We start from the raw sequence: 14971 nt of genomic DNA, 5'->3' as shown, positions 1-14971 counted from the left end.
CACCGTCGTTCTTTTATTTTGTTTCCAATGCCGAGGTTCCTGTGACACCCATCCGATTCACTCCCGACGTCGAAGTCATCGATCCCGACGAGCAGCAACTGATCGCCAGTATCGTCGAGCAGATGGCCGCGTCTTCGCGCTGCGCTTTCGAGCGTCATCGTCACGCGATCCGCGACGCCCACGCCAAGTCCAACGGTTTGCTCAAGGGCGAACTGGTCGTCCACGACAACCTGCCGCCCGCGCTGCGCCAGGGCGTGTTTGCGGTGCCGCGCACGTACGCCATCGTGGCGCGGCTGTCGTCGGCGCCCAGCGACATTCATTCCGACGAAATTCCGGCCGCGCGCGGCTTTGCGTTGAAGATCATCGGCGTCGATGGCAAGCGCCTGGTGGCCGACATCGAAGGACACAACCAGGATTTCCTGATGGTGAACTTCCCTGCCCTGGCCTTCGGCACGCTGCCGAAGTACAAGCGCATGCTCGGCCTGCTGGAAGCCAATGCCCAGGCGCCGGACACGTTCCAGCGCCTGGTGGCCGGCACCGCGCACGGCGCCAAGCAGGTGCTGGAAAGCCTGGGCGGCACACCGGGCGCCACCCTTGACGGGCTGGCGCGCGACAACCACCATCCGCTGGGCGAGACCTACCATACCCAGGCCGCAGTGCGCTTCGGCGACCATATCGCCAAGCTGTCGATCGCGCCATCGTCCGACAACGTGCGCGCGCTGCATGGCAAGAACATCGACGGCATCGGCTACGCCGGCATGCGCGAAGCGATCGCCGAACACTTCGCCACCCAGGGCGCGGAGTACACGCTGTCGGTGCAGCTGTGCGCGGACCTCGAGCGCATGCCGGTCGAAGACGCGGCCATCGCCTGGCCCGAGGAACTGTCGCCGCACGTCCCGGTAGCCACCCTGCGCTTTGCGCCGCAGTCCACCGCGCATCCGGCACGCCAGGTGTACGGCGACGACAGCCTGTCGTTCAACCCGTGGAACGGCGTGGCGGCGCACCAGCCGCTCGGCGCCATCATGCGCGTGCGGCGCGTGGCGTACGAGCGCTCCACCGCGTTCCGCCATGCCATGAACGCGCGCCCGCGCGTGGAACCAGTTCAAGCCTCCGACATCCCCGACTAAAGGACCCACCATGACCAATCCGAATGAACACACGGGCGACCCGCGCCTGCTCGACGAGACGAAGCTCGAGGCAATCCGCCGCCGCATCGACGCGGTCGCACACGACGCGCCGCACCTGGCGAAAATCGCCTTGGAGGCCATGGTGCGCAAACATAATCCGGACCTCAAGGGCACGGCCAATTCGGCCGGCCGCGCGGGCAAGCAGTCGGGCAATGTATCGGAGCTCACTGCGATTGCGCCGCTCAAGCCCGGCGGCGCCGAGCGCCTGCGCCGCATTTTCGATCTCACCAACGGCAATATGGATGGCGCCCAGCGCGTGTCCACCCTGCACGACATGCGCTTCGTCTTTTTCGACAACGACACCCGCATCCTGTTTGCCACCACCTACGACGGCGATTGGGACAGCTACATCAACGACTTCGCCACCAAGATTCCAGAACTGATGGACCTGCTGTTCGCCAATATCGAAGGCTGGCCCGGCATAGGCAGTCCGAGCGTAAAAGACTTCATCGCCGGCCACCAGATCGATGCCGCCGGCTGGTTCGTCGCCAATCCGCAGGTGACCGTGGTTGACACGCGCCGCTTCCAGCGCATGGACCGCGCACTGACCGCCTTCCTCGACGAGATGGGCGCCAACCCGCCGCAGGACGAGGCCACGCGCGCTGCGCTCGAAAAGCTGGGCGCGGCCATCGGCCAGCCAGAAGGCGTCGATTACTGATGAGCATACTGACCGACCTCAAGACACGCATCATCGGTGATAAAACCACGCTGGCCCTCGACGACATCCAGGCCCTGATCCTGCGCTCGCGCCCCGAACCGTACGTGGGTGTGCACGCGATGCTGCATATCGATGACGCCGCCGGCGGGCGCGACCTGCTGCGCCGCATGGCCGACCACGTGCCGTCGGCCGCCGGCTGGACCGACGACCGCGATGCCTGGATGGGCCTTGCGATCAGCTTCCAGGGCCTGAAGGCGCTGGGCGTGCCGCAAGATTCGCTCGACAGCTTTCCGCTGCCATTCCAGCAAGGGATGGCGCAACGCGCCGAACAGCTGCGCGACACCGGCAGCAACGCGCCCGAACACTGGGACGATGCGTTCGCACCGGGCGCCTGCCACATCGCCCTGACCATTTACGCGCGCGACGATGCTGCGCTGGCGGTAGCGCTGGACAAGGCCATGGCTGAACTGGACCGTTCAAACGGCGTGACGCTGATCGGCCAGCACGCGTTCGGCGCCGACGAAGAAGCGAAAAACCCGTTCGGCTTCCGCGATTCGATCTCGCAGCCCTTCGTCGCCGGCAGCGGCGTGGAACCGCTGCCGGGCCAGGAGCGGGCGATTGCGGCCGGTGAATTCATCCTCGGCGAGAACAGTGAGACCGGCAAGCCGGTCGCCATGCCCGAGCCGCCGGAACTGGGCCGCAACGGCTCGTTCGTGGTGCTGCGCAAGTACGAAAGCCAGGCGGGCGCATTCAACGATTTCATTCGCAGCCAGGCGCAGAACGAGGCGCACGAGGAACTGCTGGCCGCCAAGCTGGTGGGCCGCTGGCGCAGCGGCGCGCCGCTGCCGCTCGCGCCCGACCACGACGATCCGGAACTGGGCGCCGACCCGCAGTGCAACAACGGTTTCGATTTCTCGCAGGACCCGCGCGGCCTGGTGTGCCCGCACGCGTCGCACATGCGCCGCCTCAATCCGCGCGACAGCCAACTGTCCATCCTCACCGACGTCAATATCCACCGCATCATCCGCCGCTCGTCCACGTATGGCCCCAAGTGGCGCCGCGACCTCACTGCGCAGGACGATAACGGCGAGCGCGGCATTTATTTCATCTTCATCAGCGCGCGCGCCTACGACACCATCGAGTTCCTGCAGCAGGAATGGATCAATCGCGGCAACTTCATCGATCTCGGCACCGAGCGCGATCCGGTGGTGGGCCTGCACGAGGCGCCGGGTACGTTCACCATCCCGCAGCAGCCGGTGCGGCGCCGCATCGATGGCGTGACCACGTTCAACCGGCTGCGCGGCGGCGAGTACCTGTTCATGCCGTCGCTGGGCGCGTTGCGGTGGATTGCAGCGCTGCCCCCTGACCCCGTCACGGCAGGCGGTCCAGCAGGTTGTGGACAGTGATCGGGTAATCGTGCACGCGGATGCCGGTGGCGTTGTATATCGCGTTGGCAATGGCCGCCGGCACGCCGGTGATGCCCAGCTCTCCCACACCTGCGATGACACGCCCAACCGGGCTGCAACCTCTGGTACCTGGTAGCCGCGCTCGACCACCTGCCTCGCGGCCTCTTCCTTGAATTCCGGTGTATAACGCTGTGTGCTCATCTCCTATGCTCAAATCATAGGTCAGAAATGTCTACTGGAGTGGTGGAAGTCCAGCGAAGCGGTTCCACCCTCCCGCGTCGCCGGCTTTCCCTCGATGACCGCCGCCAGACGGCTGAACACCCGCTCCATCGCGTCCAGCTCCAGCCGCATCGCCGCGCTCTCGGCAACGCCGGCCAGCAGCGCGATGTGGCGCAATCCCGGATCGGTCGAGTACAGCGTCGAAGCCGGCGGCAACATGCCGACCAGGGTGGTGATTTCATCCTCCACCGGTTCGATGGCGATCTCGAACTCCAGCCGGCCGGGCGGCGATCGCCGGAAATGCTCGCGCGCGCACCGCCGCGTAGTGCCGGCCCGGCTCGGCTTGAGTGTTTTCCATATTCATCAGTATCTGCCTTGGTTAATAGTCGCGGAAGGGTCGGGCGACCGATCACCGCATGGTGACGAATTCTTCCGCCGCAGTCGGGTGGATCGCCACGGTGTTGTCGAAGTCGCGCTTGGTCGCGCCCATTTTCAGGGCGACCGCGAAGCCCTGCAACATTTCATACATGCCGGCACCGATGCCGTGGATGCCGACGATCTTCTCTTCCGGACCCACGCACACCCTGGTACCGGTAGTGCGTGAGGGCCGGCAGGCGATTGGCGTGGTCATAGGTAAACCGTACCGTGTTGCCGGTCTGGTCGATACGCGCCACCATGCGGCCCGCCACGTCATGCTGATACAGCGTAACGCCGCGATCGGCGTTCGCCTCCATCACCTTGCTGCCAAAGTCATCGTAGCGCCGTTCGGTCGCCACGCCATTGGCATCGGTGACCTCAGTGATATGTTGCAGGATGTCATGGCGCAGGCGGATGTGGGCGGCATCGGCGCTACCATCGGCACCGTCCGGCAGTATGCGGTGCGTGGGCCGGCCGGCGACGTCGTTGTAGTACGCCTAGACATCGACCTGCAGCGGCTGACTGCGCCAGTTGTAGCGCGTGGTGGTTGTCTGCACCAGTGCGCCGTCGGTCACGCGCATGCGCACCGGGCGCAATGGCTGGTCGCGTTCGATCACTTCGCTGACCAAGTAGGCGTACACCTGTCGTAGCGCGCAGTCTGCCAGCCCTGGCCCGGATTGCGGATGGCCACCACGCGGCCATCGTCGTCCAGCAGCCGCTGCGCCTGCGCATTGCGCGTGCTCAGCGCCAGCACCTGGCCTTGCGCGGCGGTGCCGATAGCGCCCCACTGCGCCTGCAGCAAGGGCGCGCCGCTGGCGTCGCGCCAGGCCACCGAACGGCCCCAAAGATCTTGTTCGCTGCCGGCCGGGCTGGCGGCGCCCGGCTGGCGGCCTTCGGTATCGCGCGGGGTGGCAATGCGGCTGCCGTCCGCCAGCACCTGTTCGGCCAGGCGACCGGCGCCATCGTACACGTAGCGGGTGGTGAGGTTGCCCGGCTGGGTTACGCCCGCCAGATTACCGGCGGCGTCGTAGGCGTAGTGCAGCGTACGGGTTGGCGCGGCGTCGGCACCGGCCTGCGTTGCCGCCACGCTGCCCACCTCGGTCTGCCCGCGCCAGTTGAGGCGATTGGCCGCGATCTGCTGCAGGGCGCCGTCCACGCGGCGCAGCACCACCGGCCGCTGCGCGGCATCGCGTTCGCGCACGTCGGTGACGATGCCGCCTGGCGCGGTGATGCGGCTGACAAAGTGGTCGCTGGCTTCGAACTCGAAGCGGGTGATGTCGGAATCGGCCGGGCTGTTTGCCTTGCCGTTGGCCAGCGGCCCATCGACCTGCGCCAGCAGGCTCAGACCATTGACGACCTGGTAAGCGTAGCGCGTGGTGCGCACGATGGCCAGCGGCGCGCCCGTACCCGGCGGCTGCGGCGACCAGCCGCTGACCGTCACGCTGATGGGCTGCCTGCGGTCGTTATAGGCGATGCGGGTGACTGCCTCGCGCCCCGGTACCACGCTCGGGCGGGCAATGAGCACCGGTCCGCCGGCGCTGCCTGGCGCGTACTCGTAACGCAGCTGCCACTGCGCCGGCTGGGCCTTGCCCTTGATGTATTCGATACGGCTGACCAGCAACGCCCGGCCGTAGTGATCCACTTCGGTCACCTGGCTGTGCAGCGCCATGCCCTGGCCATCGAGCTCAATGGTTTCCAGCAGCCGGCCTTGGCGGTCGTAGCGATAACGCTGGTTGGGCGGCCCGCACAGCGCGCAACCGGCGCCGCGCACCTCCAGCAGGCGGTAATCGTCGGCCATGCTGGCGTAGCGGTACGTGGTCTGCTGGCCAGCGCTGTTCTTGACGACGGTAATGCCGGGCCGCTCGAAGCTGACGGTCACCTTGTCCACGTCGTTGGCGTGGGTGGACAGCACGGCGCGGCCGTCGGCCTGATAGCCAAAGGTGGCGTAGCGCTGCGCGGTCGGCTTGCCATCCGTGCCCCGGCCCTCGATGGTGATGCGGTGAGGTTGGTGGGGTGAGCGGCCGCCTCGTAATGGTACTGGCGCCCGGTGCCTGTGGCACCCGCCGCGCCGCTGGCCGGATAGCGCACCCGCACCAGGTTGGCCAGCAGATACTGCGGCGCCAGCGTGGCTTCATGCGGCGGCGGGTTGCCGTATTCGAAGCTGAACCGCCCCACCGGCGTATCGATGCTCTGCACGCCGCGGAAGCGGCGGGCGGCGGCAACCTGATGGCGGTCCAGGTACGACAGGCGCAGGCTGCGGCCCTGCGGATCGGTGACCTTGACCAGCAAGCCGCGGGTGCCGTACAGCAGGCCGAGAATTTCTCCGGTGGCCGCCTTGATCTGCACCAGCTTGCCGCGCTGGTCGAAACTCAGTTCGCGGCCGTTGGCCCAGCGCCACAGGTATTCGTCGCGCCCGGCGCCGTTGCGGCGGATGGCAATGCTGCCGTTGGCCGGATCGGCGCTGTTGGCCAGCGCCGGGTTGGCCAGGTCGCGGCGGAACATGAAGCTGCTGCCGTCGGCCTGCCAGGCGCGGATGGTGTCGCCGTCGATTGCCAGCTCGGTTTCATAGGACAGCTTCCAGCCGCGTCCCACCAGGCCCGGCACCGCGGCCGTGCCGCTGATGCGGCTGTTGTAGTGGCGCACGATTTCCAGGCCCAGCACGCCGGGCAGCGCCGGCAGATCGTCCTCGCGCTGGTACTTGTTACCGGTGATGATGTTGATCGGATTGCCGGCGCCGATATTCAAGCTGGTGGCGCCCGGCTGGGTGGCTGGCGCATCGGCAGCGCCGCAGGTGGCGCCGCCATCGCCCGGGCAGGCCAGCGCCACCTGCGGCCATGCGGCCGCGCCAGAGAACAGCAGCGCCGCCAGCGCGGTACGTCGGCGTGCCGTCAACAGCGATCGAAGCAATGAGATCATGGCGTCAACCTCTCGGCGTCAGTTCGACCACTACGCGCCGGTTGCACGCGTAGCAGGCTTGCAGCGCGGCGCCGGTCATGCCCGGGCAGCCGCCCGGCTGCACCACCGGACTGGCCGACCCGGCGCCCACCACGTTGATGTGATCGACCTGCAGGCCATGGCCGATCAGGTAGTCGCGCACTGCCTGTGCACGCCGGCGCGACAAATCGAGGTTGTAGGCCTCGGTGCCGATCGGATCGGTGTAGCCGGTCACGGTCAGGGTGTCGTAAGTCTGGCCATTGGTGCTCTGGATCAGCTGGTCAAGCGCGGCGATGCCGGCCGGTTGCAGCGTGGCCTGGTCAAAGCCGACCAGCGCGTCGGCGCTGAGGTTGGCCGAAATCGGCACCGGGCAGGTGTTACCCGGTGGTTGCGGCGGCGTGGTGCATCCGCCGAGGGTGCCGCACTCGCCGTCCGGCGGCGGCTCGCCGGTGACCGGCGGATCGCCAGGGTTGGTCGGATTGCCGCCGTTGCCGGATCCGGGCGACGATACCGGGTGATCGGGTTCGATGGCGTCGGACTGCATTTGCAGGGTAACCTGCGTGACCACCGGCACCAGGCCGTCGTTGATCAGGCGCGTTTGCACCGGGTCGGTGCCGGTGTCCTGCCACTTCAGATACACCTTGTAGATGCCTGAAATTATCGGCACCACCGGCTTGATGCCGTGGGTGATGCGCAGCTTGATCAGGTTGGCGTCCTGCAGCGTCTCGCCCGATGTGGGCCCCACCGAGTCCGGCTTGAATGCCAGGCCGCGATTCGATATCACGCGCTTGCCCTGGGTGTCGAGCAGGGTTTGCAAAGCGGGATCGTTGAAGTCCTGGAATGCTTCCCTGGTCGGGTTCAGCATTTCGATGGAAGCATTGGCTTCCACCAACACCTTGGCTGCCGCCAGCGAGTCTGCCAGCTTGGCGGCGGTTTCGCCGCCGCCGAACATCGGCACCAGTCCTTCGGTGCAGGCGTTCTTGATGGCGTCGAGTTTGGCGTTGCCCACGCTGCCGGCCCGCGCGGCCAGCATCGCTGCGTGGTCGAGCTGGTTTTTTGCGAAGAACAGCTGGCTGTATTACACCGTGCCCAGTCCCATGATGGTCAGGATCGGCGCTACCACGGCCAGTTCCACCACCGCCGCGCCGCGCTGGCGCCCGCGCATGGCGGCGCGCACCGGGGCGACCGGCGCCGCGCTGGCCGGTTGCGCCGGTGCCGGCGACAAGGGCGCAAGCACCTGCCAGTGCGACCGCGGATCGTGCAGCCGGTCGCCGGGGGCGATGTTCCAGCGCGCTATGCTGCCCGCTGCCAGCTCCAGCGTGTGGCGTACCCCGGCACCGCCAAGGCTGGCCCGCCACGGGCGCAAGTGCGGCACGCACTTGCGCACCACGCCTTCGCGGTCCAGGTACAGCACGTCGATGGTGAAGCGCATGAAGCACGTATGCACGCTGGAGCAGTNGGCGCAAGTGCGGCACGCACTTGCGCACCACGCCTTCGCGGTCCAGGTACAGCACGTCGATGGTGAAGCGCATGAAGCACGTATGCACGCTGGAGCAGTCGGGCAGCAACAGCGCGGCAGCGGGAGCCAGCCCGGCGCGCCCCATCAGTCCCATGAAACGGCTGGCGAAGCCGGCGGCGCGCTGCACCGCCAACCGGTGATCGCCGCTGCAGGTGCGGAGCCAGGCATCACCAGGAGCTGCGTTTGCGGCATCACGAACGGGATTGTTGGTCATGGTCGGTGGGCGTTGGTGGAATGGGATCAGGCCAGCAGTGGTTGCACGGCAGACTGCGTCGCTGCAATATAGGGGCGGTACACATCGATCAAACGGCGATAGCGCGGCAGGTGAAAGCGCAATTCCAGTTCCATCGCCGCCTGGCCACTGATCGCATCGGAAAAATAGTGCCTGGTCAGAACGTTATGGAACAGCACGTGCTGCTCCTTGAGTTTCTTGCCGAGGTGACGGTCGATCAGCAACAGCGCCGGCGGGTAACGGAACGTGCGGCCGCCATCGATTTTCTCGATCACGATCGCCCAGGCCAGCGCGCTGTCGCCGGCCTGCATGAACACCAGCCGCTTTGCCGTACTCAAGGTTTCGGCGTACGGAAAATCGGGCGCCAGCGCCGCCATCAGCATCAGGCTGACGGCGGGCGCAAACAGACCATTGTTGTCGCAATCCATCGCCACGCGATGGTCGGGCTCATACACATTCCACCAGTAGCGGGTATCGAGCGCCAGCGGCTCGCTGTCGTCGCGCACCGCTGGCTTGCCCTCTTTGGGGAGCGTGATGAGCGGTGGCGTGAGCGTGCAGCGGGCAGTCGATTCCACGTACCAGTTGGCCTGGTTGCGCTTGATTTCAAACTCGGCGTGCCGATGCGCCGTGTTCAGCAACCGCATGACGGTGGCATCGGCCACCAGATCCAACGGCGCGGGCCGCTGTTGCAGGGACAGGATGCCGACCTGCAAATAATTCCGGTAGCCGGTCAAGTCCTGCCGTTGCGAAATTTCGTGCAACATCGCTAGATCGTCGGCGAGCACCGGCTGGCCGTTCGCGCCGATTTTTTGCCTGAGCTGCTCGACCATCAGCGCCCGTCCCAGCCCGTTGATCAACGGTGCGGGCAGGTGTTCGCGCATCCACACCTCGCGCGCGTAAAATGCGCGCCAGCCGTCGGCGATATCTTGCTCGATCAGCGCCAGCCAATGGTCGAGCAACTGGCCTGCGTCATGCATCAAGATTTCCTGCAATTCCAGGGCGAACCCACTCCACTGCACGTTCTTCAAATCAACTCTCCACGTCGTTAAAACCAGCTCCTGAACCATCCAATTGTCGAGTCGAGCAGTCCCTGCTCTTTCTCCCTTCCCTTGGTCTCGGCAGCTGCGGCGGGTGCCGCACCCAAAGCGAAGGCGGCGGCAAGACCCGCCATCAAGGTCACGGCGCCTTTGGCTGCCGCCGACAACACCGCGCCTATGGTGGCGATGATACCGGCGATCACCACTTCAGGCGCCAGCGCCACCGCGATCAAAATGGCAATCGCCACGGCCAGCAAGACGATCAATCCTGTCGTGATCAGCGACGACCAGCCCTCCCTGGCGCCCTGCTGCTTGATCTGTTGCATCTGCCGGTCCAGCTCAGCCCGCTGCTGGGGCGCCAATGCCGGAGCGGGCGCCGTGGCCGGTCTTTCCTTTTCCTGCATTTTGACCTTGCCGTAGAAGATCAAGCCGGTAGTATCGACCGGGTCGGGAATGTAGGTGACCGCGTAGCTGGAACCCTGGTAGATCATGGTGGTGCCCGGCACCTGCAACTGGTTCATCAAATATTTGCCGGACCCGGCCGACCAGCATCCGGTTTTTGCATTCTTCACATAGGCAGCGACCTGGGCATTGGCGGTGGCATAATTGATCGGATTACGCGCCTCGCTCCAGCTCAACGGCTTCAATTCCCATACATTGCCGGCAAACCCGGCCTTGGCAGCTGGGTTGGTCACGGCGTGATATGCATCGGGCCGAAGGCCTGTCCACGTTCCCTGGCGCCCATCGTTGGCGCCCCAGCCAGCGCCGAGTGCCCGAACCTGGGCCGCGAACCGCTCGTGAATGAAGATGCCGAACATCCATGGGTCGGGCACGCCTTCATCCGGCTCCGGTGCCAGTCCCAGGGGATCGCTCCTGCGCAGCGGATCGCTGTCGACATACGCGTACATATTCGGGGCGGCCGCCACGCCGAGCGGATCGGCTTGCAGATACCGCCCCGCTGACGGATCGTAGTAGCGGTGGACGTTGTAATACAGCCCGGTTTCAGGGTCGGCATACTGGCCGGACAGGCGCAGCGGCATATAGCCACGCGGACCGGCCTCATTGCGCAGCAGGCCAAATGCATCGAGTTCCCCGCGCCACACGAGCTTGCCGGTAGTGTCGCTGACAGCTTCCACCGCGTCGCGCGCATCGGCGTGCAGAAATTCCAACTTGCCGGAACCGGTGACCGCAGATAACCAGCCGGCACCGTGCGCCACGTCGTGCAGCAGCCGCGCGACCGGGCGCCGGCCCAGATAGATGTATTCCACCCGCACTTTGCCGTCAGCGCCGGCCTCGGCAAGCAGTTGGCCTTCTTCATACAAAAAATAACGTGTTGCGCGCCCCGCCTGCGCCGCAATGCGCCGACCGCGCGCGTCATAGCGATAGCTGGCGAGTACGGCGCCATCGGCGCCGCTCACCCGTGCCAGCTCACCGCCACCGTTGTAGAACAGCGTGTGCCGTCCATGCTCGAGCACATTGCCCGCGCCGTCGGTGCGCGACGCCGGCACCCCGACGCGGTCGCCCAGTGCGTTGTAACGGGCAGAGAACACCGTAACGCCATTCCGTGCCTCACCCACCAGGCGCTGCATGGTGTCGTAGTGCACCGTGCGCAGCACCGGCGCATCCTCTGCAGCAGCCGCGTGCGCACTGCCGATGAGTCCCTGCAAGTACGAGGACCAGCGGTTCGGCCGCTCCGCCATCGGCATCGGGCGGCGTTGCAGCGTGGTCACGCCCGTTACGGGATCGACATCCAGGCTGGTGCTGTCCACGCCATTTTCGTGGCGCAGCAAGGTGCCGCGCTGGTCGAACCGGCTCTGGCTGCTGCGTCCATTGCCAAACGTCATCGCAGTCACGCGCATGCCACCCGGTACGGGCGAATACCGCACATCGCCGATCACGCTGCTTCCGCCCACGGCAATACCCGAGATCCGGCCGCTGGCATCATGCTGGTACACCACCTGCGTGCCGCTGGGCAGCGTTTTCGTCAAGGTCCGGTGGTCCTGGTCACGCACCAGTTGTACCGGCAATGCCGCCGCCACCTTCCCCTCCTGGTTGAAAATCGATACGCGCTGCCCGGCCGGCTGGCCCCAGGCGTCGTAGTCGAAGGCGGTCACGCTGTCGAGTCGCTCATGCTCCCGGCGCTCCTCCTGCACCAGCAGCAATCCTTGATAGCTGTAGTCTATACGCTGCTGCAGTTTTCCCGCCGCATCGTGATAGCGCGCGTCAAGCACGCGGTCCTGGGCATCGCGCTGCAACGTCACGCTAATGCCCCGCGCATCGTGCAGTTGCAGCAGACCACCGACCGCCGAATAGTGTGCGGTGCGCAAGCCGTGCTCCGGTGAGCGGGTCGCCACGATACGGCCAAAGTCATCGAACCAGCGCCGCACCACGCTGCCGTCCTGTCGTATGACTTGCTCGATCTGCTGATCGGCAACGCTGTCGACAGCGCCCAGCCGGTTGCTGAGCATCATGGATTTGCCGTCCTCCACCCACTGCTGATCGATGGTGCGCGCCTGCTCGTTCACCCGCAGGTCCGCGCCATGGCCAGCGTCGTAGGACAGGACGCCGGCGCCGCCGTCCGGCCCATAGCGCGCTGCGGCCAGCAACCTGCCCTCGCTGTCGTAACTGCGCGCCAGCTGGTTCCGGTCCGCCTCGATGATGTGCGTGAGCTGGCCAGTCTCGTCGTACCGATAACGGGTCAGGCCGCCCCCGGTAGCCATGGCGGCGCCCGGGTTGCCCAGCAGGTCGTACCGGTACTGCACGGCGCTCTCCTGGCGCGAGCTGTCCACCGGTTGCTGCTGGCGATCAAGCAACCACGCCGTAGCGCTGCGCCGCAATGGCTGACCGGAGGGCGCCAGCGTCAACTCGATGTCGATCATGCGGTAGCCATCGCTGCTGGCAGTGCGCAGCGGCCGCAACGCTGCATCGCGCTGGCGGACCTCGCTCACGATGCCGCCCGGTCCGACCGTCCGCAGCGGATACGATCCACTGGCGTCGTAGTCGATGCGGGTGATGTCAGAGTCGACCGGCGTTCCCAGCTTGCCATTCGGCAGCGGTCCATCCACTGCCGCCAGCACGCTGCGGCCGTTGACCATGCGATAGCTGTAACGCGTCGTTCGTTCGATCGGGCTCGCGGGCAGGTTGCCAACGGCGGGCCGCCAGCCGCTTGCCGTGATGCTGAGCGGTTGGCCGCGCTCGTTATACTTCACGCGGACGGTTGTGTCCTTGCCGGGAACCACGCTCGGGGCCACCGTCAGCGTCGGCGCGTCGCCGCTTGCTCCCGCATATTCGTAGCGCCGCACCAGCTGCGGCGTGGCTGCGCTGCCGCCGTCGAACACGACCTTGCTCACGCGCACAGTGCGGCCGAGGTAATCGAGCTCCAGCCTGGTGGCGCGCAGCGCCGCACCCAGCGCATCGAGCTCGGTCGTGGAAGTCAGTCGCCCGGCGCGGTCGTAGTGGTAACGCACATTCGCCGGTCCGCAGGTCGAGCAGCCTGCCCCGCGTACCTCTTCCAGCTGGTAGTCCTCCGCCGTGACCGAGTAGCGATAGGTGGTAGTCTTTCCCAGGCTGTTGATCAGTATGGTCACCCCGGGACGCGCGTAGTCGAGGGTGATGCTGTCGGCATTGCGGGCGTGCGTGGACAGGATCGCCTTGCCGGCGGCATTGTAGCCGTACGTTGCGTAGCGGACGCTTGCAGCCTGACCGGCTGCATCCGGGCCGGTGACGCTGATGCCGGTCAGCAGTGTCGGATGCCGGGCATCCTCGTAATGGTACTGGCGCGCATGGCCTGGGTCCGGCATCTGCACGCGCACCAGGCTGGCATGCAGATAGCGCGGATCGACCGTTGCCCCTTTGGGCATGCTGCTGCCATATTCGTAGCCGAACCGCCCCACCGGAGTATCGAGGCGCTGGATACCACGGAACTGGTTGCCGCCCGCGGCCGGCGACCGATCGCGGTAGACCAGCCGCAGGCTGCGCCCCTGCGGGTCGGTCACCTTGACCAGCATGCCAGCGGCATCGTACAACAGGCTCAGGATCTCGCCGGTTGCGGCCTTGATCTGCATGAGCTTTCCGCTGTGGTCGAAGCTCAGTTCACGTCCATCGATCCAGCGCCACAAATATTCATCCACGCCGCGCATGCGCCGGATCGTGATGACGCCATGGGCCGGATTGGTACTGGTCGCCAGCGTCGGACGCAGCACGTCCCGGCTGAAGTTGGTAACGCTGCCATCCGCCTGAACCAGCTGCAAGCCATTACCCATCGGCCATAACCGGGTTTCATACGACAACCGCCAGCCACGGCCCAATGGCCCTGGAACACTTTGCGTGCCACTATCAATACTGTTGTAGTGCCGTACCACTTCTAGGCCCAGCACCCCCGGCAATGCCGGCATGTCTTCTTCGCGCTGGTACTTGTTGCCGCTCATGACATTGATCGGATTGCCGACGCCGCTACTTACCGCGGCCCCGATCTTGAGAACGGCGGGCGCCGGCTCGCCCACGGCGCACGTCCCGCCTCCTGCCGGGCAGGCATGGGATGGCGCTACCAGCACACACCAGCCGATCAGCATTGCCGGAAGCGCCGCCAGCATGACGCGCAACCTCGATATCGTCACGTTCATCATGATTTTGGTTTCAATTCAACTACCACCCGCCGGTTCGCGATGTAACAGGCTTGCAAATTGGTACCACTAGCTCCGGCGCACGATTCCGGCGACGTCACCAGGTCGGTGGCCCCGGCCCCCACCACATTCACATGGTCCACCTGCAACCCTTTGGACAGCAAATAATCGCGCACGGCTTCAGCGCGCCGCTTAGATAGATTGAGGTTGTAAGCATCGGTGCCGATCGGGTCGGTGTAACCGGTTACCGTCAGCGTGTCGTAGGCCTGGCCTTGGGTGCTGGCGACCAGTTGATCGAGCGCGTCCTTGCCTTCACTTTGCAGAATCGCCTGGTCAAAGCCGAACAACGCATCGGCGCTCAGTGTCGTCGCGATCGGCACCGGACACGTGTTGCCACTGCCCGGCGGCGGATTGTTATTGCACAAGCCGTACATCGTGCAGGGATCGCGCGGCGGGGGCTCTGCCGTCACCGGCGGATCGCCCGGATTGACGGGGTTGCCGCCATTGCCGGCGCCCGGGGCCGATACCGGGCTGTCCGGTTCGATGGCGTCGGACTGCATCTGCAAGGTCACGTGCGTGACCACCGGCACCAGGCCGNCCGGTCACGGCCACCGTCGCCTACAACTGACTTCCAAAACCCTCGACAAATCGGACTTTGCCGCGCTGTCCGAATTCCGTTACCAGATGCGCCGCTTCGAACGCTTTTCCGAAGACGTGGTGCAAGCGCAAGGCCGGATTGA

At 65.9% G+C, this 14971-nt stretch carries 15 protein-coding genes and 3 pseudogenes; 4 read left to right on the top strand and 14 right to left on the bottom strand.

Translation table 11 applies throughout. The annotated features are described in order from the left end of the window. Window positions 1-41 precede the first annotated feature (41 nt). The 3 genes from ASF04_RS17095 to ASF04_RS17085 are packed head-to-tail and all read left to right on the top strand — an operon-like array spanning window position 42 to window position 3251. Entirely contained in the window at window positions 42-1127 is a 1086-nt protein-coding gene (locus ASF04_RS17095) for a catalase family protein (RefSeq protein ID WP_200931104.1), read from the top strand. Between the two features lie 10 nt (window positions 1128-1137). Next, complete coding sequence (locus ASF04_RS17090) at window positions 1138-1845, top strand: hypothetical protein (protein WP_056144109.1); 708 nt, start codon at window positions 1138-1140, stop codon at window positions 1843-1845. Further along, a complete protein-coding gene (locus ASF04_RS17085; RefSeq protein ID WP_056144105.1) occupies window positions 1845-3251 on the top strand; it encodes a Dyp-type peroxidase in 1407 nt (468 codons plus the stop codon). Before ASF04_RS17090 ends, ASF04_RS17085 begins: the two co-directional genes overlap by 1 nt. On the opposite strand, the gene ASF04_RS28515 is transcribed toward ASF04_RS17085, so the two are convergent. The 14 genes and pseudogenes from ASF04_RS28515 to ASF04_RS28785 form a co-directional block, all read right to left on the bottom strand. Next, window positions 3217-3339, bottom strand: coding sequence for a hypothetical protein (locus tag ASF04_RS28515; RefSeq protein ID WP_255360920.1), 123 nt, complete (start codon window positions 3337-3339; stop codon window positions 3217-3219). The two genes, ASF04_RS17085 and ASF04_RS28515, sit on opposite strands and share 35 nt — an antisense overlap. A 41-nt stretch (window positions 3340-3380) precedes the next feature. Beyond that, window positions 3381-3452: pseudogene (locus tag ASF04_RS26925) on the bottom strand (hypothetical protein); the annotation flags it as partial. A gap of 21 nt (window positions 3453-3473) precedes the next feature. Next, window positions 3474-3719 carry a hypothetical protein gene (locus tag ASF04_RS17075; RefSeq protein ID WP_056144101.1) on the bottom strand — a complete coding sequence of 82 codons (246 nt, stop codon included), beginning with the start codon at window positions 3717-3719 and terminating at the stop codon, window positions 3474-3476. 160 nt (window positions 3720-3879) lie between these two features. Beyond that, a pseudogene (locus ASF04_RS26920) lies at window positions 3880-4053 on the bottom strand (glutathione-disulfide reductase); the annotation flags it as partial. After that, window positions 3992-4246 (bottom strand): hypothetical protein, encoded by a 255-nt coding sequence (locus ASF04_RS28800; RefSeq protein WP_082488822.1) that lies wholly within the window; start codon window positions 4244-4246, stop codon window positions 3992-3994. The gene ASF04_RS28800 and the pseudogene ASF04_RS26920, both read right to left, overlap by 62 nt. Window positions 4247-4384: 138 nt before the next feature. Then, a complete protein-coding gene (locus ASF04_RS28795) occupies window positions 4385-4528 on the bottom strand; it encodes a hypothetical protein (protein ID WP_156368680.1) in 144 nt (47 codons plus the stop codon). Next, window positions 4501-5799: an RHS repeat domain-containing protein gene (locus tag ASF04_RS17070; protein ID WP_056144098.1), complete on the bottom strand. Its 1299-nt coding sequence runs from the start codon at window positions 5797-5799 to the stop codon at window positions 4501-4503. Before ASF04_RS17070 ends, ASF04_RS28795 begins: the two co-directional genes overlap by 28 nt. Beyond that, window positions 5763-6803, bottom strand: coding sequence for a DUF6531 domain-containing protein (locus tag ASF04_RS17065; RefSeq protein ID WP_156368679.1), 1041 nt, complete (start codon window positions 6801-6803; stop codon window positions 5763-5765). Before ASF04_RS17065 ends, ASF04_RS17070 begins: the two co-directional genes overlap by 37 nt. Before the next feature lie 4 nt (window positions 6804-6807). Next, on the bottom strand, window positions 6808-7854 hold the full coding sequence (locus ASF04_RS28265; protein ID WP_056144093.1) for an OmpA family protein: 1047 nt from the start codon (window positions 7852-7854) through the stop codon (window positions 6808-6810). A 45-nt stretch (window positions 7855-7899) separates the two neighbouring features. Next, complete coding sequence (locus ASF04_RS28790) at window positions 7900-8253, bottom strand: DUF192 domain-containing protein (RefSeq protein WP_056144090.1); 354 nt, start codon at window positions 8251-8253, stop codon at window positions 7900-7902. A 27-nt stretch (window positions 8254-8280) separates the two neighbouring features. Continuing rightward, window positions 8281-8554, bottom strand: a 274-nt coding sequence (locus ASF04_RS28510; RefSeq protein ID WP_162241450.1) for a DUF192 domain-containing protein, incomplete at its 3' end; no start/stop codon positions are given. A gap of 26 nt (window positions 8555-8580) precedes the next feature. Further along, entirely contained in the window at window positions 8581-9549 is a 969-nt protein-coding gene (locus tag ASF04_RS17050) for a hypothetical protein (RefSeq protein WP_156368678.1), read from the bottom strand. Between the two features lie 68 nt (window positions 9550-9617). Continuing rightward, the gene (locus tag ASF04_RS17045; protein ID WP_162241447.1) at window positions 9618-14225 is read right to left on the bottom strand and encodes an RHS repeat-associated core domain-containing protein; all 4608 of its coding nucleotides are present in this window, start codon (window positions 14223-14225) and stop codon (window positions 9618-9620) included. Between the two features lie 5 nt (window positions 14226-14230). Continuing rightward, window positions 14231-14665: an OmpA family protein gene (locus ASF04_RS28785; RefSeq protein ID WP_373922146.1), complete on the bottom strand. Its 435-nt coding sequence runs from the start codon at window positions 14663-14665 to the stop codon at window positions 14231-14233. Window positions 14666-14855: 190 nt separating this feature from the next. On the opposite strand from ASF04_RS28785, the pseudogene ASF04_RS28255 reads away from it, so the two are divergent. Then, a pseudogene (locus ASF04_RS28255) lies at window positions 14856-14963 on the top strand (MarR family transcriptional regulator); the annotation flags it as partial. Window positions 14964-14971 lie beyond the last annotated feature (8 nt).

Source organism: Duganella sp. Leaf61 (assembly GCF_001421905.1).
Taxonomy (GTDB): domain Bacteria; phylum Pseudomonadota; class Gammaproteobacteria; order Burkholderiales; family Burkholderiaceae_D; genus Rugamonas; species Rugamonas zoogloeoides.
This window is presented reverse-complemented; position numbering and strand designations above follow the sequence as displayed.